A 22,303-nucleotide genomic window follows, 5' to 3' on the forward strand; every position below is an offset into this window, starting at 1 on the left:
ATCCTGCGGCAATGTCTATGTGACTTGCTTCCTCAAAGCTGTCGCTTTTGGTCGTGCGGTGATTATGCTGACTAAGCCTTACTTGTCCTGTGGGCCTCATCTAACAATCAGCGGGGAAAAATACATCACTGATTGAAGTTTCATTTTACTGGGTAAAGAAAATAATAAGAAAATTCAGGGGGTAAAAAATGGTTTGGTTAGAAACTAAGAAAGTATTTATTGTTTTGATTGGCGCGATATTGAACGCGATTGCGATGAATTTTTTTCTGATACCTGCGAATGTATATGCGAGCGGTTTTACAGGTGTGGCACAGCTCTTATCAAGCATACTGGGGGATTTTGGATCAACAGGAATCCTGCTGTTTATTCTAAATATTCCTGTCACCATTTTAGCCTGGAAGAAGGTTGGAAGGTCCTTTACCATTTATAGTTTTCTAAGCGTATTCTTAATGTCTTTTTTCTTGGAAATCATACCGGTAATTCATGTATCAAAAGATATTTTGCTTAATGCAGTTTTTGGAGGTGTCATTGCGGCTGTTGGCGTAGGGATAACACTTAAATGGGGGGCTTCCACAGGAGGAATGGATATCATCGCGATGGTATTATCCCGAATGAAAGACAAGCCTGTCGGTACATATTTTTTCACTCTTAACGCCATTATTATAATAACAGCAGGCTTTTTGTATGGCTGGGAAAAAGCTTTATACACTCTTGTTACCCTTTATGCCTCAACCAGGGTCATTGATGCCATTCATACAAGACATGAGAAACTGACAGCATTGATTATAACGAAAAAATCGGAAGAAATGAAAAAAGCCATCCATGACCATCTTGTCAGGGGAATTACAACCTTTCCTGCAAAGGGGGCTTTTACAAATGAAAACAAGGAAATGATGATGATTGTCATCACCCGTTATGAGTTATTCGACCTTGAAAGAATTATTAAAGAAGTAGATCCGAGTGCCTTTACAAATATTGTCCAAACCGCTGGTGTTTATGGTTTCTTCCGCAGGGATTAAATGAATGGAGGGATGAAGGATGCTTCGGCTATTGGCTGCTGCTGCTCTGATTATCTTCACTATGCCTTTGCAAAGTTTTGAAGCTTCTAAAAAGGAAATGCCATTTGATTTTAAAGTAATGCCTCAAGCAGGAACGGAAACAATGGAGATAGAATTGCTTCTGAGGAATACTGCCAATTACCCGCTAAGCTTTGAGTTTAGGACTTCCCAATTTTACGAGGTAAAAATATTAAATCAAAAAGGCGAAATGGTATATTCCTCTTCAGAAGGTAAAGCGTTTTTACAAGCTATACAGTCTATTGGCGTCAAACCGGATGAAATCAAGGTGTGGAAAGAGCAGTGGGATTATCGGCACAATGGCAAAAGAGTAAAGGAAGGGGAGTACATTGTAAAAGCCAGGCTTTTGGCATCAAACTTAAATGGCAAAGAACTGGAGACCAAAGCGGAATCAGAAGCCACTGTCTATATCCCAGGACAAAATCCTGCCTTTCGCAATGTTAAGGTTACTGGAGAGAATGGCTTATATTCAATATCATTTGATGGGCGGTCAAAAAGCGGAAAGCTATGGTATACAGTTGAAGATGGCCATAATGAACTGCTGCCTGAAAAGGGAGTTTCAGCACTTTCAAATGACTGGGAGAACCTTAATATAAAAGTAAGCATTCCTGCTGATAAACTGCCTGAAAACGGATCAGTGATTTTGCATTTATATGAAAAAAGCCTTGAAGACGGACATATTATTAATTCCTTTCCTGTTATCCTGGAAAGGAGGTAAAAAAGAAGCTGGCAGCCATCGAGGCTGCCAGCTTTTTTTTAGCGATTCTGCGAATATTGTTCAAGCTCCTGCTGCATCTCCCGCAGCTGTGCCTGTTCAGCCACCGTGGAATTGGCAAACGCGGAACTTAAAGCATTTTTCGCGCGGAAAACAGTTTCTTCGCCTGCAGAATTTTTAGCTATTTCCACATATTTTCTGGCTTCCTGAAATAATCTGTTTCCCATCGTTATATTCCTCCGAGGGATGATTCTTTCACATTAGCTAATTTTTGGGCTTCCGCCTCTGCATAGGTCATGTGGTACGGGATACGCTCATCATGCTTACTAACAGTATCAACACCCTGTTGTACGAAGCGTTTTGATTTATTACGTTTACCCATTCGAATCCCCTCCATGAAAGAGTTTAAAGCAGCATCGTGCTGCTCCATCCTTTAGTATGCTCTATAGGAATGATTTAAAAAGGGAATTTAATGGACTGGCTACTATTTAATTCTTTTTGTTTCATTTGCTTACAGTGCTTTAAGGTTTAATAATTCATTTAAATAGATTCCGATTCCATCTTCCTCGTTGGTTAAAGTGACTTCATTGGCAATATTTTTCACCTGGTCGATAGCATTGCCCATGGCAATCCCGTAGCCTGCAAATTCAAGCATTTCAAGATCATTGTCTTCATCACCGAAAGCTATGATCCGCTCAGGCGGTATTTGGAAGTAATTAGCTGCTTTTTGAAGGCCAACGGCTTTATTCAGCCCTGTTTTTACGATTTCAATGACATGCCATGGAGCCGCCCAGCGACGGTGGTCAATCACTTCGGCATGGACTTCAGAAAGGTGGGCTCTAATTGTTTTTACATGTTCTTCATCTGTATGGATCAGCATGCTTGTCGGATTATCATTGAGAAAATTGCGCAAATCTCCAGTAGTAATTTTGGGGTCGCCAAAACTGAAGATATCCAGAAGCTTTTCATCATGGTAATGAAGGTAAACATCATCTATAACTTCTGCTACAATATTATGAACTGTATAGCTATTAACGGCTTCGACAATTTCTTTTGCAACGTTCATTTGCAGAGGTGTGTGATAAACTCCCCAATTATGATCTTTAGGATGATGTATGTAAGCACCATTGAAATTGACAATTGGCGTAGTCAATCCCATTTCACGATAGTAAATTTCGCTGGAGCGAAATGGCCTTCCAGTGGCAATCATTACTTCATGTCCTTGTTCACGTGCCTTTTGAATAATCATTTTAGTTTTAGCTGAGATGGTTTTGTCATCTTTTAATAATGTTCCATCAAGGTCCAGTGCGATTAAATGTTTTTCTGCCATAAGATCTCCTTCTAAGCGCTCGGCACTTTTTTATAAGAATATAACTGCAGTTAGGGGACTGCAGCCAAATGCTTACCTTGAAGTATGCCCCGCTTTTCTTTTAAGTGTAAAGGTTTTGGAAAAAAAAAGTCTACATGTTAAACTGAAAATATAGAAAGAATTTACATCAAGACAAGAGCGTGCGTTTTTTACAAAATCATTCTATACATATATGTTATCAATATTATTATAATTTTGTAAAAAAATTCACTTTTGCCCAACAGGTTTAGGAGGAAGAACTGTGGTTGTTATTGAACATAAGCATATCAAAGAAATTCCTGTTCTTGAACTCGCCAGACAGGAAGTAAAAGGGGAACGCTTGCCTTTTATTATTTTCGTTCATGGCTTTACGAGTGCCAAAGAACATAATCTGCATTATGCCTATCTACTTGCTGAAAAAGGGTTCAGGGTGGTGCTTCCGGACACCTTACTGCATGGGGAAAGATCTGAAGGTTTATCAGGAAGCGAATTAAATTTCAAGCTATGGGATATTGTTCTGAATACCATTGCTGAATTGAACATAATCAGGGAAGTCTATGAGGATGCAGATCTGATCGACCAGGGAAGAATAGGAATTGTAGGCACCTCCATGGGGGGAATAGTCACTTTAGGCGCCTTGACCCAGTATGAGTGGATCAAGGCTGCAGTAAGTCTTATGGGTATGCCGTATTATGAAAAATTTGCTCAGCTTCAGCTGGATGAATTGAAAAAGAATAATATTAAAATGCCGCTTTCCAGTGAAGAACTAGCAGATCTGCTGGGGACTTTAAGGGAGCGGGATCTAAGCCTTCAGCCTGAAAAGCTTGGAGGAAGGCCGCTTATGTTCTGGCATGGCAAAAAAGACCCGGTTGTGCCTTATTCCTATACATACCAATTTTATGAGACCATCCAGCCCTTATATAGAGACTCACCTGAAAACCTAATGTTTATATCAGATGAACAGGCAGGGCATAAAGTAAGCAGGGAAGGGCTGCTGGAAACGGTTAAATGGTTCGAGGAACATCTATAACCAACATTTTTTCAATTCATTTAAATATTTGTTAAGATAGAGAAAGAGATAAAGTAAATAATGAAGGAGTGCTAAGTATGGACCAGGATTTAAAAGACAGCATCATGGGTGCACTTGAACTAGTTGTTGACCCGGAGCTGGGGATAGATATTGTTAACTTAGGCTTAGTATATGATGTGAAAATGGAAGAAGAAGGTAAAGCTGTAGTAGATATGACTCTTACTTCCATGGGGTGCCCTTTGGCAGGAACAATTGTTGATCAAGTAAAGTCAGCATTGGCAGATATTCCGGAAGTAAAGGATACTGAAGTGAACATTGTCTGGAACCCGCCTTGGTCTAAAGATAGAATGTCCCGCTATGCAAAAATCGCACTTGGTGTACAATAAGATTTAATCTTAAAACAGCAGGAGTATTTTCCTGCTGTTTTTTTTTGTGCCCTTGCCTTGATTTCGTTGGTCACAACTCTGTAAACTCTTTGAAAATGAGCATTTGTATGTGAGATAGTTCACTTATTTAACATGCCGATTATCCTATAATAACGATGGAAAGACAAAATATAGGTTTGCATTGTGTTGATAAAACATCCAGGATTGAGGCTGTTTAAGGAGGCATCTCAAATGGGATTTGATAGAGATTTTAATAAAGACCCTTTTATTGTGATTTGGGAATTAACAAGGGCATGCCAGCTCAAATGTCTGCATTGCCGTGCGGAAGCGCAATACAGGAGAAATCCGCGAGAGCTTTCTTTTGATGAAGGAAAGTATTTGATTGACCAAATTAAGGAAATGAACAACCCTATGCTTGTTTTTACTGGTGGAGATCCATTAATGAGGCAGGATGTATTCGAAATTGCCGAATATGCTGTAAAAAAAGGCTTGCGTGTTTCAATGACGCCGAGTGCGACACCCAATGTAACGAAAGAAGCTATTGAAAAAGCCAAAGAGGTCGGCTTAGCTCGATGGGCTTTCAGCCTTGATGGGCCAAATGCGGAAATCCATGATCATTTTAGAGGTACTGCCGGTTCCTTTGATTTAACGATCGAAAGGATTAAATATTTGCACGAGCTTGAAATTCCAGTCCAGATTAATACAGTTATTTCGCGTTATAATATCGATTATCTTGAGGAAATGGCTATGGTTGCAGAAGAACTCAAATGTGTTCTTTGGAGTGTGTTCTTCCTTGTTCCAACAGGGAGAGGGCAGGAAACAGATATGATTTCTCCGGTTGAACATGAGAGGGTATTTACTTGGCTGTATAACTTAAGCAAAAAAGTTACTTTCGATATCAAGACAACAGCTGCACAGCATTACCGCCGAGTGGTCATTCAGCAAAAAATGAGGGAAGCGAAGGCTCAGAATGAGGACATCCAATATCTCGATGCACTCACACAGCAAGGGCTAACGGGTTCTATAGATGGTTTAGGCAGGGCTCCTAAAGGAGTGAATGATGGAAATGGATTTGTTTTCATTTCACATATTGGGGATGTTTATCCCAGCGGGCTGCTTCCTGTAAAAGCAGGGAATGTAAGGGAACAGCCACTTGCTGAAATATACAGGGAATCGCCAATTTTTAAAGACCTAAGAAATCCTGATAAATATAAAGGGAAATGCGGACTATGCGAGTTCCGTTATGTATGCGGGGGATCCAGGTCACGGGCATTTGCCATGACAGGGGATTATATGGAAAGCGAGCCGTTTTGTGTTTATATTCCAAAGGCACTTAGAAAGAAAGCGCCAAAGTAAAAGAAAGAGGAGTGCAGTTCAGCTGCACTCCTACTCGATGCTGCAATATACAGCAGGGCAGTTTTCACAGCCTATTTCATTTTTTAAATATTGAAGGTTTTTGACTGTGATTTTTCCATTTAGAATGGTAATGATGCCGTCTTTCTTCAGTTCACCCAGTATCCGGTTGGTGCTTTCCCTGGAGGTTCCGCAGAAATTCCCAAGCTCTTGATTCGTAAGGGGCTGATCAATGAGTATGCCCTCCTTAACCTTTATTCCATAGCTGTTAGTCATTCTGATAAGGGTTGAATACAGGGCACCTTTTTTTCCATTTAGGACGAGATCTCTAAATTTGGTCTGTGTATTACGGAAGTGGTCGCTCATCCATTTCATAAATTCATAAGCCAATGTGCTATTTTTAAATATCTCCTTTTCCAGGACATCTTTTTTTATCACAGCCACTTCACCAGTTTCAAGAACTAAAGCATTCAATAAATATTTAGGGTTACTGGTAAATAGGGTCAGCTCGCCAATAATTTCATTTTCTCCGCATAACCTGAAGGTGAGTTCTCTGCCATCTGCTGTTATCTTGCTGATTTGTATCTTGCCTGAAAGTATAATATAAAGCTCATCAGCATCCATGCCTTCCTGAAAAATGAAAGCCCCTTTAGGGGTTTTCATACGCCGGTCTGCGAAATGAAGAAGCTCTTTAATCTCTATGGAATGTGTCGGTTTAATGGCTGTACGAGCCATGTTAATCCTCCTTCATAAAACAACTGTCTTTTTTCACAATAATATCATTTGTATGGTGAAAACATTGCCGGCTTTTGTGTCTTTATTGTGGCATTTTCTATTGAAATGGCGTGTCTTTGCTATTATACAAACAATTCCCTATTAACATTGAAACGATTGTATGTTCTAATAGTAGAAGCCCTTAATTTGAGATACTGGGTTATTTCTGTTATTTTAAGGGAAAGGCTAAAATATACATCTGTATAGAAAGCTTATTTAAGTCACTCTTTATATGGAGTTGAACAAAATGGCTAAAACAATCGTTAAAGATAAATTGGATAGACCTTTAAGAGATCTTCGCATTTCTGTCATTGACCGCTGTAATTTCCGCTGTCAATATTGCATGCCGGCAGAAATTTTCGGGCCGGATTTTGCTTTCCTTCCAAAAAATGAACTTCTGAGCTATGAAGAAATCGAACGGATGGCTAAAATCTTTGTAAGTCTTGGAGTGGAAAAGATCAGGTTAACAGGCGGGGAACCCCTTATGAGAAAGGACATGCCTAAACTTGTAAAAATGCTTTCAGACATTGAGGGCTTAAAAGATATAGGGCTTACCACAAATGGTGTATTGCTGCCCAAACATGCGAAAGATTTAAAGGAAGCAGGACTGGTGAGGGTTAACATCAGTCTTGACAGTCTGAATGATGAGCTGTTTGGAAAAATAAACGGACGCAATGTAGGTGTAAAACCAGTTCTTAAAGGGATCGAGGCAGCAAAAGAAGCAGGGCTGGGCGTCAAGCTTAATATGGTCGTTAAAAAAGGCCTGAATGATTCTGAAATTGTCCCGATGGCTAAGTTCTGTAAAGATAACGGCTTACAGCTCCGCTTTATTGAATACATGGATGTCGGCAGTACAAACGGCTGGAAGATGGACGAGGTTGTTACCAAAAAAGAAATTTATGGCATTTTAAAGGAACACTATTTATTGGAACCGGTAGATCCGGATTATTTCGGAGAGGTTGCCAAGCGATACCGTTATAAGGGCACGGATGTGGATGTTGGGTTTATTACATCTGTTTCTGAATCTTTCTGTTCAAGCTGCACACGTTCAAGATTGTCGGCAAACGGCCAAATTTTCACATGCCTATTTAATGGAGAAGGGCATGATCTGAAGGGATTTATGAGAAAAGGCGCCACGGATGAAGAAATTACCGATCGAATTGTTAATATTTGGAAAGGTAGAAAAGACAGATATTCAGACGAACGGACTGAAGAAACCATTGCCAGCAGGAAAAAAATTGAAATGTCCTATATAGGTGGATAAAGAAAGCATGCCTTGCTATGTCATGAGAAATGGACATAGCGGGGCAGGCTTTTTATTTTGTCGTTTAACTGCAAAAAAACTGCAGCCGTTATTGGCTGCAGATCGTAATGTTTATATATATCGTGGAAATAGAATGTTATTCTCAAGGTGAACATGCATAAAGGTTTGGCTTTCCAGATCTTCCAGCCGCTTATACACGAGACGGTAAGATCCGCATGCATCTGAAGGTGGAGCATAATCTGATGTAATTTCCCTTAATTCCTTTAAAATTGAACCAGCATGATCATGCTCTTTCTCAAGCTCCCGGATATAGCTGATGATTTCTTGGCGATTTTCAACCTGAGGGTCCTCGAGCTTCAGGAGCATTGGAAAAACTGACTCTTCCTCTTTAGAAGTATGTTCAAGAAGCTCGTGCTTCAGCTCAAAGAATAATTGATGGACTTTTAATAGCTCCTTATGGCTTTCTCCATGTACTCTTGAAACCTTTGTTACATATGGGCTTAATAGTGACAGTTCCTCCTCAAGAGGACGATGATATCGATTGATGACATGTTCAATAATGTCTTCTGAAGAACTGTCTGTCCAAACCTCTAAATCATCGGTTTGGTTTTCCTTCTGAATAACCTCGTTCAATTCTTTAATCAGAATTTCCATATCTGCAGACTGCTCTGAAACTGCACGCACCAGCGGAATATTTCCACCGCAGCAAAAATCGATGCGATGCCGTTTAAAAACATCACTTGTTTTTGGAAATTCGTTTACAATATCTTTTACCAGACGGTCTTCTGTAAGATGTATAGTCATTGAATTTTCCTCCTTCTATCTTGTGAACTATCTTTAGAATAAATGAATATCCTTTTTAATTTGGTGACGGGCATCACACTTCAAGCCTTTATTTAATTTTTTTATGAAAATCATGCACATGCAAAAAAGGAATGTGTGATGATTGTCATGTTATAAGTTTTCATGTACGTTTATAATAATTGAAATAGAAAAGGCATTAAGAAAAGTACATAGGAGCTGATATAGTGCTGGAAAAAAGAACTCCCATTCCTGTTGGGGAAGCAGTAAAAAAAATCATGGCCTATCAATTAAAAGGAAGTGCAGAATACATATCCATTAATGAAAGCAACGGCCGTTTTCTGGCAGAAGACTTAAAGGCGACCCATGATGTACCTCATTTTGATCGCTCACCATATGATGGATTTGCAGTACGTTCAGCAGATACAATGGAAGCTTCAATGGAAAATCCCGCAGTATTTGAGGTAATAGATCACATTGGCGCGGGGCATGTGACTTCCAAAAACATTGGTCCATTCCAGGCCGTGAGAATTATGACGGGTGCGCAAATGCCTGAGGAATGTGATGCCGTGGTAATGCTTGAACTGGCAAAAGCATATGAAGAAGACGGTAAGAATTTTATGTCCATTAAACGCTCCTATAATCCTGGAGACAATGTTTCCTTCAAGGGCGAAGATGCGAAAAAAGGAGATTCACTGGTCAAGAAGGGGACAAAAATCAACCCGGGAATTCAGGCTATTCTTGCTACCTTTGGCTATGCCGAAGTACCGGTTGCAAAGAAGCCTGTTTTCGGATTATTTGCAACCGGCACAGAGCTATTGGAAGTACACGAACCGCTGCAGCCGGGGAAAATCAGAAACAGCAATGCCCATATGATTACAGCCCAAATTGAACGGGCCGGGGCGGAAGTTATTTATTATGGAAAGCTCCCTGATGAATTTAATACATGTTTCAATGCTGTGAAAGAAGCATTGAACAGCGTGGATATGCTGATTACTACGGGCGGTGTATCTGTTGGCGATTTTGATTATCTGCCGGGCATTTATGAAAAGCTTGGTGCAGAGATCCTTTTCAATAAAGTTGCGATGCGACCCGGCAGTGTGACTACAGTTGCCCAGCATGAAGGGAAGCTGCTGTTTGGACTATCCGGAAATCCTTCTGCCTGCTATGTCGGGTTTGAGCTTTTTGCAAGACCGATCATCCGGAAAATGCTGTTCTCTGAGAAACCGCATTTAAGAAAAGAAACAGCAGAACTCGTGGCAGAGTTTCCAAAAGCAAACCCATTTACACGATTTGTCCGGACAGCTGTGAATTATTCAGGAGGCAGACTTGTTGCGGCGCCAAGCGGAGTGGATAAATCAAACATTGTAATGAGTCTCGCTGGCGCGAATTCACTAATGATTCTGCCTGGCGGAACCAGAGGCTATGGCAAGGGCGACATTGTTGAGGTGCTTTTGCTTGAGGACCATGAAGGAAGCGAATGGCCATGGTAAGTAAAGCTGTTATTTTTCAGGTATCCGGCTATCAAAACAGCGGAAAAACAACATTGGTAAGCAAAATAATTTCCGGATTAAAAAGAAATGGCCTTTCTGCCGTTACCATTAAGCATCATGGTCATGGCGGCAAACCCGAAACCCCAGAAGGAAAGGATTCCAGCAATCATATTGAATCAGGAGCAGCTGCTTCAATTGTTGAAGGTGGAGGCAGACTGCTTTTACAAGCTGAGAAGAAAAGCTGGAGCCTGGACGAGCAAATTAAGATTGCCATGCAGCTGCATCCTGACGTTGTGCTTATAGAAGGTCATAAAAAGGCTTCATATCCAAAAGCACTCCTGCTCAGAAGTGATGAAGATATGTACCTTATGGAGGAACTGACAAATATCTGTGCACTCTTCTCCTGGGAAGATAAATTGATTAAGCACAAGGCTGCAGATTTGGACACTCCGTTTTTCAGCATCCATGATCCAATAGGTACTGATTGGATTATTGAGTATTTAGTGAGCGAAAGTAAGAAAAGGAAATAAGATTATGCAAAACAGCCCATTCTATTTTGGGCTGTTTTTAATAATTCTCAAAAAAGTTGAACGTTTTGTGGCGATTTGTTTACCAGTGATAATCTTCACTTATTATTTACCGCGAAAATTATATATTATTGGCAGAAAGCAGCGGGGAGGTATTATAGGTGAAGTTATTTATGCCAAAACAGCATGGAGCCTGGGCAATGCTGATCCTGCCATTTTGGCTCGGAGCGGCTGCATCTGATATTATTTGGTCTCATATCCCATTTTTTTTAGGATGGATTTTATTATATCTGGCTACTTATCCGGGCCTTCTTCTATTTAAAAGAAAAAAGATAGCTTTTTATGAAAAGTGGGTTATTATTTATCTGGTTCCGGCTATTTTACTGCTATTATTTCCTATAATGGCAAGGCCTTCGATTATCATATTTGGACTTCTTATGATTCCTTTTTTTATCATTAATGCGCGCTATTCGTCCAATAACAGAGATAGGGCATTGGGTAACGATTTTAGTGCCATTTGTGCCTTTTCAACAGCAGGCCTTGCGAGCAGCTACTTGCCGTATGGGGAAATTACACCGCTGGCCTGGACAGTATTTGTAGCTTCCATTTTATTTTTTGCCGGAAGCACCTTCTATGTAAAATCAATGATCAGGGAAAAGAAAAACATTTCCTACAAATGGATTTCGTGGATCTTTCATGCTGCGGTACCGATTCTCTGGCTGCCCGCAGGTGGTTGGATTGTATCTGCAGCGTTTCTTCCCAGCCTTTTTCGGTCCATTGCATTTTATGGGAAATCATTTACACCTAAAAAAATTGGGATATATGAAATTGCGAATGCAGCCATATTCTTTTTCATGTTATTACTTGCCATTCATAATTAAAGACCGGCCTGACAAGGCCGGTTTTTCAATTTGTTCAGAAATGTTATTTAGCTGTGCCGAGTAAAAATAAATATTAGAAATCTTTAAAACTTCAGTAAAATAGGTTGCATTTTTTTCTTTCAGTTTCTATAATAAGAGAAACACAAATTCATAAATATGTATATAAATGATTAAATATACAATAGAGTGTGGAAGGAGCAATTATGAACGTTTCAATTATCGGAACAACCGGATATGGGGGTGCGGAATTGCTCCGTATCCTTAAACAGCATCCGGAATTTAAAATTAAATCGATTCATTCAACGAAAGAAGATCTCCCCATTTGGAATGAATATCCCCATCTTTATGAAATCATTGACAAGAACTTACAGGGGATTGATTCAGTTCAAATAGCAGATCAGTCTGATATTGTTTTTCTGGCTACACCATCTGGAGTATCAGGGAAACTTGCTGAAAATTTTTCAGGCAAGAATATAAAGGTAATTGACCTTTCCGGTGATCTTCGAATCCCAGCTCAAGCCTATCTGGAGTGGTATAAACACGCTCCTGCAAACGAATCTCTCGTAGAAAAAGCAGTATATGGGCTTCCTGAGTGGCATCATGACGAAATAGCTTCTGCAGAAATCATATCTAATCCTGGATGCTATCCAACAGCTGCTCTGCTAAGCCTTGCACCAGTTGTAAAAGAAAATTTAATAAAACCCGATAGCATTGTTGTCGATGCAAAATCCGGCGTGTCAGGGGCAGGAAGGGCGCTTTCGAGATCAACTAGCTATGCAGAAGCTAATGAAAACCTGCGTGTTTATAAGGTAAACCAGCATCAGCATACACCTGAGATCGAGCAGCAGCTGATGAAATGGAATTCCGCTCTAAAGCCGATCACATTTACGACCCATCTTCTTCCTATTACAAGAGGCATTATGACAACCAGCTATGTTCAGCTGACAAAAGATTACACATCTTCTCAAATTCTTGAACTTTATCAATCAGTCTATGAAAAACAGCCATTTATTCGAATTCGTCCTGAAAATTCATTCCCTTCCGTTAAAGAGGTGGCAGGCTCTAATTTTTGCGATATAGGTGTCCATGTGGATTCCAGAACGGGCAGACTGACAATAGTTTCAGTGATTGATAATTTAATGAAGGGTGCTGCCGGGCAGGCTGTACAAAATGCCAATATTATGAGCGGATTGGATGAATCAGCGGGTCTCGGATTTGTTCCGCTCTATCCATAAGGAGGAAAGAAAATGCAATTAGTATCTCAAACTGAAGTAACCGAACTGCCGACAGGAAGCATCATAACACCGAAAGGATTTACAGCAGCTGGCGTACATGCAGGGCTGCGCTATTCAAAAAAGGACCTGGGAATTATATTGAGCGATACTCCTGCACAATGTGCAGCTGTATATACAACAAGCCATTTTCAGGCTGCCCCTCTAAAAGTTACACAGGAAAGCATTGCAGCGGAAGGCATCATTCAGGCTGTCATTGTAAATAGTGCATGTGCCAATGCCTGTACAGGGGACCAGGGGCTAAAGGACGCCTATCAAATGAGAAAATCAGCTGCAGATAAATTCAATTTAAAGGAACAGCATGTGGCGGTTGCCTCCACTGGTGTCATTGGGGAGTATATGCAGATGGATAAGATAGAAGAGGGCATTAAGATGCTGAATCCCGGCAATGAGGCATTACACTCAGAGGATTTTCAAACAGCCATATTAACAACGGATTTAGTGATGAAGAAATGCTGCTATTCGGCAGTAATCGATGGGAAAACCGTTACTATGGGCGGATCGGCAAAGGGGTCTGGAATGATTCATCCCAATATGGCAACCATGCTTGCGTTTATCACTACAGATGCAAATATAGCCTGCAGCGATTTGCAATCTGCCTTAAAACAGGTTACCGATCGAACGTTCAATCAGATAACCGTTGATGGAGATACCTCAACTAATGATATGGTAATGGTCATGGCTAATGGAACAAGCGGTATAAATAAACTTTCGCCGGATCATCCAGATTGGGATGTTTTTATACAGATGCTTTCTCAAACAAGTGAAAGTCTTGCTAAACAGATTGCAAAAGATGGTGAGGGAGCAACAAAGCTGATAGAAGTGGAGGTATCGGGGACAAAAACGGATGACGATGCAAGAATGATTGCTAAACAGATTGTCGGATCGAATCTTGTTAAAACTGCTATATATGGAGCGGATGCCAATTGGGGCAGGATTATCGGGGCAATCGGACAAAGCCAGCCAGCTCTTAATCCTTCTTCGGTAGATATCGCAATTGGACCTATAGTCATGCTGAAAAATAGTGTTCCACTGGCATTTTCTGAAAAAGATGCAAAAGAGTACTTATCCAATGCCGCCATTCAGATTACTGTGGATCTTCATCAGGGAGCAGGCAAAGGGAAAGCCTGGGGATGTGACTTATCCTATGATTATGTCAAAATCAATGCAAGTTATCGTACCTAAGGGGGATGCCAATTGAAAAGTATAGTCATTAAGTGCGGGGGCAGTGTAATGGAAGAGCTGGGTGAAGCTTTCTTTGATAGTCTTTTAGAGTTGAAGAAGGAAGAATACCAGATTGTTTTCGTTCATGGAGGAGGCCCGGCAATTAACAGCATGCTTGAACTTTATAATATCCCTCATGAATTTGTTAATGGGCTAAGAAAAACGACTCCGGAAGTCTTGGAGGTAGCAGAGATGGTTTTGTCAGGACAATCCAACCGCAAACTTACCTCAATGATCGAACTGCATGGTTTGAGAGGGTTTGGCGTAAATGGCAGTGATGCGGGATTACTAAAGGCAGAATTTATCAATCAGGATGAGCTTGGACTGGTTGGCGAAATAACGGCAGTTAATCAGTCGGTACTGGAAATGTTATTTAACGAAGACCTGATCCCTGTCATTACTCCAATTGGGGCTGCAGAAGGCGGCACGAAATTGAATATTAATGCCGACTATGCGGCGGCGGCCGTTGCCAATGCCATTAAAGCTGAACATTGTATCTTTGTAACGGATGTAAAAGGAATTTTCATTGACGGTAACCTCTCTCCTCAGCTTGACGCGGATGAAATTGAACAGCATATTAACGATAAAAAAATTACAGGCGGAATGATTCCAAAGGTTACCTCTGCCTTGAACCTAATCAGCAAAGGGTTAAATAGCGTAATGATTGTATCAGGAAAAGAAAAGTTTTATGAGGAAGGGATTTGGTTCGGTACGAATGTATCTGCCAAGAAGGAGGTCTTAACTTGAGTAATCTATTTCCAACGTATGCCCGGTGGGACGTAGAGCCGGAAAAAGCAGAAGGAAGCTATCTTTTTGATAAAAATGGGAAGCGTTATTTGGACTTCACCTCAGGAATCGGGGTATGCAATCTTGGCCACCGTCCGGCAGCTGTACAAAAATCAATCAATGAACAGCTGGATAAATTCTGGCACGTTTCAAATTTATTCGAACAGAATCAGCAGGAGGATGCTGCAAAGACTCTCTCTGAAGCTGCGGGCATGGACCTTGTATTCTTTGCCAACAGCGGAGCGGAAGCAAATGAAGCAGCGATTAAGCTTGCAAGAAAAGCTTCGAAACGGAAAAAAATCATTACCTTTCAGCAATCATTCCACGGGAGAACCTTTGCCACTATGGCTGCAACGGGCCAGGAAAAAATTAAAAAAGGCTATGGTTCCATGCTTGAGACTTTTAAGTATGTTCCTTTTAACGATATTAATGCGTTGAAGGAAGAGATTGACGAGGAAACAGCGGCCGTAATGCTGGAAATTGTACAGGGTGAAGGCGGGATTCACATTGGGAATCAGGAGTTTCTTACAAAAACTGAGGAACTTTGCAAAGAATATGGAGCGCTGCTGATTGTAGATGAAATTCAGACGGGCATAGGCAGAACGGGCAAAGCCTTTGGATTTCAGCATTTTGACCTTAATCCCGATATCGTAACCGCTGCTAAAGGCCTGGGAAGCGGATTGCCAATAGGCGCTGTGATTGGAAAAAGAGCATTAGAAGAAGTATTTGGGCCAGGAAGCCATGGATCAACATTCGGCGGGAACCCGATCAGCATTGCAGCAGCTATTGCTACAATGAAGACAGTATTTGATGATGATTTTTTACAGGAAGTTCAGGAAAAGAGTGTATATCTTGCTGACAAATTGGCAGGATCGCTTGAACAGATTGCAGCTGTTAAGGAGCTTCGCTATCTTGGTTTGATGGTCGGTATTGAATCAGATATCCCCCTTCCATCTTTGTTAAAGGAATTAAGAGCCAATTGCTTGCTGGCTTTGCCTGCAGGGGAAAATGTATTGCGGCTGCTGCCTCCGCTGACAGCATCAAAATCTGAAATAGATGAAGCGGTTCAAATTCTGCAATCCACACTAAAGGAATTTTCAAAATCAGCTGTTTAAGCTGTATTATTTTTCAAGTGTATGAATAAAAATTAAAACAGTTATATAAATATACAGATAGCTTCGAGGTGTTGATAATGGAAGGATACCTTCATTTAAATAGCGGCCATTCCTATAAGGGCCAATGGCTGACGGATAAGCCTGAAAAGGATATAGAAGGGGAAATCGTTTTTTTTACAGGAATGACAGGCTACCAGGAAGTATTGACAGATCCTTCTTATAAGGACCAAATTATTGTGTTTACTTATCCTTTAATTGGAAACTACGGAATAAATGAGTCTGATTTTGAGAGCAAGAAACCTCATGTGGCAGGGGTTATTGTTTATGAAGGAAGCAGAAATCCTTCGCATTACAAATCGGCTTATTCGCTTCAGGAATACCTTCATAAATGGAATATTCCATTATTAGGGCATATGGATACCCGATCAATTGTAAAGAAAATACGTTCAGAAGGCAGCATGCCGGCAAAAATGTCTTCTTCGGAAACGGCACGCGCCGGATTGCTGCTTCCAAAGGATGAAAAAGTTTGTAAAGTATCTTCGCAAACTATGGAGTGTTTTGGAGAGGGAAGCATTCATATAGTTGTCATCGATTTTGGCGCTAAAAAGTCAATTGTGGATTCCTTGCTGAAAAGAGCGTGCAGGGTTACATCTGTTCCTTACAACACAAGTTTTGAACAGATAAAAAAACTAAATCCAGACGGTGTAGTGCTTTCAAACGGGCCTGGAGATCCTAAAGAATTAAAAAGCATCCTTCCGGAATTAAAAAGGGTGCTGGAGCAGTACCCGGCATTGGGAATTTGTCTTGGACACCAGCTGGCTGCTTTAGCATTTGGAGGCAACACAAAAAAACTGTCCTTTGGCCACAGGGGTGCCAACCACCCGATTGCGGACATGAAGAAGGGTACAGTCTATATGTCATCACAAAATCATAGCTATGTGGTTGATGAAGAAAGCATAAAAGATACAGGGTTTAAAACCCGCTATGTAAACCTTCATGACCAGTCAATTGAGGGACTAATGCATAAGGTCCTGCCAATCCATACGGTGCAATTCCACCCGGAAGCCCATCCGGGACCTGCAGATGGTGATTATATTTTTGATGAGTTTATGAACATGATTCAAGAGGAGAATAGGAGAGTTTTCGCTTATGCCTAAAGACACCAGCATCCAATCCATATTAGTAATCGGCTCCGGCCCGATTGTCATCGGGCAGGCGGCAGAATTTGATTACGCAGGAACACAGGCCTGCGCAGCATTAAAGGAAGAAGGCTATAAGGTTATCCTTGTTAATAACAATCCGGCTACCATTATGTCTGACAAAGCTTTTGCAGACAAAGTCTACTTTGAACCGATGACAGCTGACAGCCTTGAGAAGATTATAAAGAAAGAACGTCCCGATGGCCTGCTTGCCACCCTGGGAGGCCAGACAGGCTTGAATCTTGCTTTTAAACTGAGTGAATCAGGTGTGCTCGAACATTATGGAGTGAAGCTTTTGGGCAGCAGCATTGAATCCATTAAGAAAGGTGAAGACCGGGAAGCTTTTCGTAAGCTGATGAACGAGCTTAACGAACCTGTTCCCGAAAGCATCATTGTCCATGAAGTAAATGAAGCCATCCAATTTGCCCGCGAAATTGGATTTCCTATTATCGTCCGTCCAGCTTATACTCTTGGCGGAACAGGCGGAGGCATAGCAGGAGATTTTGATGAACTGACCTCTCTGGTCCAGGGCGGCTTAAAAGAGAGTGCGATCAGCCAATGCCTTGTTGAAAAAAGCATAGCAGGATTTAAGGAAATAGAATACGAGGTCATGCGGGATTCACAGAATACGTGCATCACTATTTGCAATATGGAAAATATTGATCCCGTTGGGGTTCATACCGGTGATTCAATTGTTGTGGCACCTTCACAAACCTTAACAGATGATGAGTATCAGATGCTGAGATCAGCATCAATTAAGATCATTTCAGAGCTTGGCATTATTGGAGGGTGCAACATTCAGTTTGCCCTTGATCCGCATAGCAAGAATTATTACTTGATTGAAGTAAATCCCAGAGTCAGCAGGTCATCTGCCCTTGCTTCCAAAGCAACAGGCTATCCAATTGCCAGAATGGCTGCAAAGCTTGCCGTCGGGTATACCTTATCGGAAATTATCAACCCTGTAACAGGAGATACTTTCGCAAGCTTTGAACCAGCTCTGGATTATGTCATCGTTAAGTTTCCAAAATGGCCTTTTGATAAATTTCCTTCAGCAGACCGCAAACTAGGAACGCAGATGAAAGCAACCGGAGAAGTAATGGGCATTGACCGGAATCTGGAACGGGCTCTCTTAAAGGCAATCCATTCACTTGAAGTGAAGGGAAATGATTTGAAATCACCTGGCTTATCAGCTAAATCGATTTCCTCACTTGAGGAACTGCTGTTAAAGCAGACTGATGAAAGATTTTTTACTGTGATTGAATTAATCCGTAGAAATTACTCATTGGAAGCTTTACACTATATCACAAAAATTGATTATTTCTATCTCAATATACTCAATGAAATGGTAGAGCTGGAAAGACAAATTTCTGCTTTAACACTTGATGAAGCAACAAATGAAGAGCTGCAGCTATTTAAGGAAAAGGGTTTCAGTGATAAGTTTCTTGCATTGGAATGGAAAGTTGCGGAGAAAGCAGTCAGGGACAAACGCAAAAAGGCTGGCATTCTTCCTGCCTATAAAATGGTTGACACATGTGCAGCTGAATTCGAAGCACAATCAAATTATTATTACTCCAGTTATTTTGGCGAAAATGAACAAGTAAAGAGTGATAAGAGGAAAGTCCTGATTATCGGAAGCGGCCCCATCAGAATTGGCCAGGGCATTGAATTTGATTATTGCTCCGTCCAGGGAGTATTTGCTCTGAGGGATGAAGGCGTCGAGACAATCATGATCAATAATAACCCTGAAACTGTAAGCACGGATTATACAACCGCTGACAGGCTTTATTTTGAACCGCTAATTCTTGAGGATATCTTAAATGTGATTGAAGCAGAAGGGATTTCAGAAGCCATTGTGCAGCTTGGCGGGCAGACAGCTCTGAATCTGGCATCCGAACTTGAAAGTTATGGTGTTACCCTGCTCGGAACTGACTCAAATACCATTGATGCATTAGAGGATCGGAAGCTTTTTTATCAGCTATTGGATGATTTGAATATCCCGAGGATAAAGGGAGATGTTGTCCGCTCAGAAGCAGAGCTAAAAGAAGCAGCTGAAAACATTGGATTCCCGATTCTTGTCCGCCCATCCTATGTTATTGGAGGCAGAGGAATGGAACGTATTTCTTCACCAGCTGAGCTGGAGGGTTATTTGGAGAAAAGTGATGTCCCTTATCCGATTTTAATTGATCAATTCGTGCATGCTTCAGAAGCTGAGCTTGATCTGGCAGCAGACGGAAATCATATCTGTGCACCTGCAATTATGGAGCATATTGAAAAAACGGGTGTTCACTCTGGCGACAGCATGTCCGTTCTCCCCCCGCAAAATCTTTCAGAAACTGTGCAGAAGAAAATGCTAGCCTATGCAAAAGCCATTGTGCAAAAGCTCCAGTATAAAGGACTCATGAATATTCAGTATATCGTTAATGGCGAAGAGGTATTTATTCTTGAAATAAACCCTCGTGCAAGCAGAACTGTACCAATTATCAGCAAGGTCACAGGCGTACAGCTGGTGGAGATTGCGACAAAAATATTGCTTGGGAAATATAGTTTGTCGAAAGATGAAATTCCGGCTGCTGTAAAACTCCCATTTGTATGTGTGAAATTCCCGGTTTTCTCTAATTATGCCTTAAAGGGATTGGACAGCAAAGTGGGTCCTGAAATGAAATCAACTGGAGAGGCAATTTCACTTGCACCAAATTTTGAGGCAGCAATCAGAAAGTCTTTCCATGCTGGTTTAAATGGTGCTAAAGGCAAATGTGTCGTAATTGCAAACTCTCCAGAAACAGAAGAATTAACTCATTATATTAATAAGGCTAAAGTAGTGCCTGTTTTTTTGACTCAAGACAATATGGATTGGAATGCCCAGGAAACCTTCGCCTTATATAATCCTGGCATAAGTGAAGAAGATAAAAGAATGAGAGAAATGGGAACCAAAAACAGAATTTTGACTTTCAGCGAAAAAGAAACGCTTATTGCATTATTAAAATCAATGTCTGCTGGCGAGTGGGATGTTAAATCCATTGAAGATTGGCAGGGCATTAAAAATAATACTGGAGAAAAGGAAGTGGGCGTCCTATGATTTCAATTCAGGCTGCTGATAACAGTATAAATATAAAAGGAAAAGACTTTCTAACACTTGCAGACTTTTCATCAGAGGAGATTAAGAGTCTGCTGGAAAAAGCAAAGCAATTAAAAGAAGCCCATCTGCAGGGTGCAGAAACATCCATCCTAAAAGGCAAAATTCTTGGGATGATTTTTGAAAAGTCATCAACACGTACAAGAATTTCCTTTGAGGCAGGTATGCTGCAGCTTGGGGGCCATGCCTTATATTTAAACAGCCAGGACCTGCAGCTTGGAAGAGGTGAAAGCATTGCGGATACAGCTAAAGTGCTTTCACAGTATGTTGATGCGATTATGATCCGCACTTTCTCCCATAAGAAGATCCAGGAACTGGCTCATCATGCGGACATACCGGTCATTAACGGCTTGACCGATCTTTATCATCCGTGCCAGGCTCTTGCCGATCTGCTTACAATCGAAGAGAAAAATGGGGAGTTAAAAGGGCAAAACCTGGTATATGTAGGCGATGGCAATAATGTGGCCCATTCTTTAATGATTGCTTCTGCCAAGATGGGGGTAAATATCACGATTGCCTGTCCTGCAGGGTATGAGCCAGATAAATCTGTTCTCCAGCAATCACAAGAGTTTGCCGGACAAAGCGGTTCAAAGGTAGTGATAACGTCTAAACCTGAAGAAGCGGTTGCTAATGCCGATGCCATCTATACAGATGTCTGGACGAGCATGGGTCAGGAAGCAGAGAATGAACAGAGGCTGAAAGACTTTGCTGATTATCAGGTTAATGAATATCTTGTCCAAAAAGCCAAAAAAGATTATGTCTTTTTGCATTGCCTGCCTGCCCATCGGGGTGAGGAAGTTACAGCGGAGGTCATTGATGGAAACAATTCTGCTGTCTTTCAGCAGGCTGGAAACAGACTTCATGTTCAAAAAGCCATTCTTTCAGAGATATTATAATGGAAAAGCCTTCTCAGCGCAGAGAAGGCTTTTTTATTAAGATAGAAAATAAACCAGCGGTCCAACAATAAAACAGTAAATTGCAAAATACTTCAGGTTCCCTTTAGCCATAATATTCATAAACCATTTTAAAGAGAAGTAAGATGCAGCCAGTGAGGCAACAAAGGCAACTGTATAGGGCAAAGCATATTCAGATAAATTGGGATCCGTTAATATGTCATTAAAACCAAGAATCATTCCGCCGGCGCTTACCGGGATATATAAAAGGAAAGAAAACCTTAGAGCGGTTTCCTGTTTCATCCCGAGCCCCATTGCGGCTACAATAGTGGCACCGGAACGGCTGATTCCCGGTATCAGGGCAACTGCCTGCGCAAGACCTACTATGATTGCATCCTTATAAGATAATTCAGCATCATTTTTCCGTCCGCGTAAATTACGGATCAGCCACAGTGCAAGTCCTGTGACGATAAGAGTAATCCCAACTGTTTTTATATTGGCAAGGTGCATATCGATAAAATCCTCGAACAAAATCCCGATGACACCTGCGGGAATGGTCCCAATAATCAAGTAAATGATAAACCGAAAGTCTGATTCGGCCTGTTTATCTTTGGTTGTAATGTAGGCAAGGCCATTTCGGATGAGTCTCATAATATCTTCCCTGTATATAAGCAGCACAGCTAATAATGAGGCTGTATTTACAAGGAGGGCAAAGCTAAGGCCTTTAATGTCAAGCCCGAAAAAGTGCTGGGCAATCTCCAGATGCCCGCTCGATGAAATGGGAATAGGCTCTGTAAATCCCTGAAATAATCCCAAAAACAAGTATTTAAGCAATGTCAGAAAATCAGTCACAAGTAAAATCCTCCATAATGAAATCTAATACCCCCCCATTTAACTATAAAAAGGACAGCAGAGTAAAGTGATATCCCCTTCTTGCTTTTGTGCGATGCCAATAGTTTCCCTCATGAGAGATGCAAGAGTGGAAATAATAATAAGTGATTTACGATTAAAGG

General features: G+C 41.1%; 22 protein-coding genes. 16 read left to right on the forward strand and 6 right to left on the reverse strand.

The genetic code is table 11. The annotated features are described in order from the left end of the window. Nucleotides 1-188: 188 nt before the first annotated feature. Nucleotides 189-1,019 carry a YitT family protein gene (locus ACR42H_RS07335; RefSeq protein WP_113883373.1) on the forward strand — a complete coding sequence of 277 codons (831 nt, stop codon included), beginning with the start codon at nt 189-191 and terminating at the stop codon, nt 1,017-1,019. 19 nt (nt 1,020-1,038) lie between these two features. Further along, complete coding sequence (locus ACR42H_RS07340; protein WP_113883372.1) at nt 1,039-1,794, forward strand: BsuPI-related putative proteinase inhibitor; 756 nt, start codon at nt 1,039-1,041, stop codon at nt 1,792-1,794. A 38-nt stretch (nt 1,795-1,832) separates the two neighbouring features. On the opposite strand, the gene ACR42H_RS07345 is transcribed toward ACR42H_RS07340, so the two are convergent. The 3 genes from ACR42H_RS07345 to ACR42H_RS07355 all read right to left on the reverse strand — a co-directional run bounded on the left by ACR42H_RS07345 (nt 1,833) and on the right by ACR42H_RS07355 (nt 3,121). Beyond that, entirely contained in the window at nt 1,833-2,018 is a 186-nt protein-coding gene (locus ACR42H_RS07345) for a DUF3813 domain-containing protein (RefSeq protein ID WP_113883371.1), read from the reverse strand. A 2-nt stretch (nt 2,019-2,020) separates the two neighbouring features. Continuing rightward, a complete protein-coding gene (locus tag ACR42H_RS07350; RefSeq protein WP_009331255.1) occupies nt 2,021-2,173 on the reverse strand; it encodes a hypothetical protein in 153 nt (50 codons plus the stop codon). Between the two features lie 129 nt (nt 2,174-2,302). Further along, a complete protein-coding gene (locus ACR42H_RS07355; RefSeq protein WP_113883370.1) occupies nt 2,303-3,121 on the reverse strand; it encodes a Cof-type HAD-IIB family hydrolase in 819 nt (272 codons plus the stop codon). Between the two features lie 280 nt (nt 3,122-3,401). On the opposite strand from ACR42H_RS07355, the gene ACR42H_RS07360 reads away from it, so the two are divergent. The 3 genes from ACR42H_RS07360 to ACR42H_RS07370 all read left to right on the forward strand — a co-directional run bounded on the left by ACR42H_RS07360 (nt 3,402) and on the right by ACR42H_RS07370 (nt 5,911). After that, nucleotides 3,402-4,169, forward strand: coding sequence for an alpha/beta fold hydrolase (locus ACR42H_RS07360; RefSeq protein ID WP_113883369.1), 768 nt, complete (start codon nt 3,402-3,404; stop codon nt 4,167-4,169). A gap of 77 nt (nt 4,170-4,246) precedes the next feature. Further along, the gene (locus ACR42H_RS07365) at nt 4,247-4,555 is read left to right on the forward strand and encodes a metal-sulfur cluster assembly factor (protein WP_113883368.1); all 309 of its coding nucleotides are present in this window, start codon (nt 4,247-4,249) and stop codon (nt 4,553-4,555) included. A 231-nt stretch (nt 4,556-4,786) separates the two neighbouring features. Next, a complete protein-coding gene (locus ACR42H_RS07370) occupies nt 4,787-5,911 on the forward strand; it encodes a TIGR04053 family radical SAM/SPASM domain-containing protein (RefSeq protein WP_436375319.1) in 1,125 nt (374 codons plus the stop codon). A 30-nt stretch (nt 5,912-5,941) separates the two neighbouring features. On the opposite strand, the gene ACR42H_RS07375 is transcribed toward ACR42H_RS07370, so the two are convergent. Continuing rightward, nucleotides 5,942-6,643 (reverse strand): Crp/Fnr family transcriptional regulator, encoded by a 702-nt coding sequence (locus ACR42H_RS07375; RefSeq protein WP_436375321.1) that lies wholly within the window; start codon nt 6,641-6,643, stop codon nt 5,942-5,944. Between the two features lie 286 nt (nt 6,644-6,929). Here ACR42H_RS07375 and moaA point away from each other — a divergent pair, with 286 nt between their 5' ends. Beyond that, entirely contained in the window at nt 6,930-7,946 is a 1,017-nt protein-coding gene (gene moaA, locus ACR42H_RS07380) for a GTP 3',8-cyclase MoaA (RefSeq protein ID WP_436375323.1), read from the forward strand. A 111-nt stretch (nt 7,947-8,057) separates the two neighbouring features. Here the strand turns inward: moaA and ric are convergent, their stop codons facing one another. Then, nucleotides 8,058-8,750, reverse strand: coding sequence for an iron-sulfur cluster repair di-iron protein (gene ric, locus ACR42H_RS07385; RefSeq protein ID WP_113883364.1), 693 nt, complete (start codon nt 8,748-8,750; stop codon nt 8,058-8,060). A gap of 224 nt (nt 8,751-8,974) precedes the next feature. Between ric and ACR42H_RS07390 the strand changes: the two genes are divergently transcribed. The 10 genes from ACR42H_RS07390 (at nt 8,975) to argF (ending at nt 21,293) form a co-directional block, all read left to right on the forward strand. After that, nucleotides 8,975-10,240, forward strand: a complete 1,266-nt coding sequence (locus ACR42H_RS07390) for a molybdopterin molybdotransferase MoeA (RefSeq protein ID WP_113883363.1) — start codon at nt 8,975-8,977, stop codon at nt 10,238-10,240. Next, entirely contained in the window at nt 10,228-10,770 is a 543-nt protein-coding gene (gene mobB, locus ACR42H_RS07395) for a molybdopterin-guanine dinucleotide biosynthesis protein B (RefSeq protein ID WP_113883362.1), read from the forward strand. Before ACR42H_RS07390 ends, mobB begins: the two co-directional genes overlap by 13 nt. A 158-nt stretch (nt 10,771-10,928) precedes the next feature. Further along, entirely contained in the window at nt 10,929-11,648 is a 720-nt protein-coding gene (locus tag ACR42H_RS07400; protein ID WP_436375326.1) for a YwiC-like family protein, read from the forward strand. Nucleotides 11,649-11,851: 203 nt separating this feature from the next. Beyond that, a complete protein-coding gene (gene argC / locus ACR42H_RS07405) occupies nt 11,852-12,883 on the forward strand; it encodes an N-acetyl-gamma-glutamyl-phosphate reductase (RefSeq protein WP_113883360.1) in 1,032 nt (343 codons plus the stop codon). 12 nt (nt 12,884-12,895) lie between these two features. Then, nucleotides 12,896-14,125, forward strand: a complete 1,230-nt coding sequence (gene argJ, locus ACR42H_RS07410) for a bifunctional ornithine acetyltransferase/N-acetylglutamate synthase (protein ID WP_436375328.1) — start codon at nt 12,896-12,898, stop codon at nt 14,123-14,125. A 12-nt stretch (nt 14,126-14,137) separates the two neighbouring features. Next, on the forward strand, nt 14,138-14,911 hold the full coding sequence (argB, locus tag ACR42H_RS07415; RefSeq protein ID WP_113883358.1) for an acetylglutamate kinase: 774 nt from the start codon (nt 14,138-14,140) through the stop codon (nt 14,909-14,911). Then, nucleotides 14,908-16,065 (forward strand): acetylornithine transaminase, encoded by a 1,158-nt coding sequence (locus ACR42H_RS07420; RefSeq protein WP_113883357.1) that lies wholly within the window; start codon nt 14,908-14,910, stop codon nt 16,063-16,065. The genes argB and ACR42H_RS07420 overlap by 4 nt, the downstream gene beginning before the upstream one ends. A gap of 77 nt (nt 16,066-16,142) precedes the next feature. Next, nucleotides 16,143-17,222 carry a carbamoyl phosphate synthase small subunit gene (locus ACR42H_RS07425; RefSeq protein ID WP_436375330.1) on the forward strand — a complete coding sequence of 360 codons (1,080 nt, stop codon included), beginning with the start codon at nt 16,143-16,145 and terminating at the stop codon, nt 17,220-17,222. Continuing rightward, nucleotides 17,215-20,340, forward strand: a complete 3,126-nt coding sequence (locus tag ACR42H_RS07430) for a carbamoyl phosphate synthase large subunit (RefSeq protein WP_436375332.1) — start codon at nt 17,215-17,217, stop codon at nt 20,338-20,340. Before ACR42H_RS07425 ends, ACR42H_RS07430 begins: the two co-directional genes overlap by 8 nt. Continuing rightward, the gene (argF, locus tag ACR42H_RS07435) at nt 20,337-21,293 is read left to right on the forward strand and encodes an ornithine carbamoyltransferase (RefSeq protein ID WP_436375334.1); all 957 of its coding nucleotides are present in this window, start codon (nt 20,337-20,339) and stop codon (nt 21,291-21,293) included. Before ACR42H_RS07430 ends, argF begins: the two co-directional genes overlap by 4 nt. 36 nt (nt 21,294-21,329) lie before the next feature. Here the strand turns inward: argF and ACR42H_RS07440 are convergent, their stop codons facing one another. Next, the gene (locus ACR42H_RS07440) at nt 21,330-22,142 is read right to left on the reverse strand and encodes an undecaprenyl-diphosphate phosphatase (RefSeq protein ID WP_436375336.1); all 813 of its coding nucleotides are present in this window, start codon (nt 22,140-22,142) and stop codon (nt 21,330-21,332) included. Nucleotides 22,143-22,303 lie beyond the last annotated feature (161 nt).

It is taken from the genome of Cytobacillus sp. BC1816 (assembly GCF_051353635.1).
Classification (GTDB): Bacteria; Bacillota; Bacilli; order Bacillales; family Cytobacillaceae; genus Cytobacillus; species Cytobacillus oceanisediminis_C.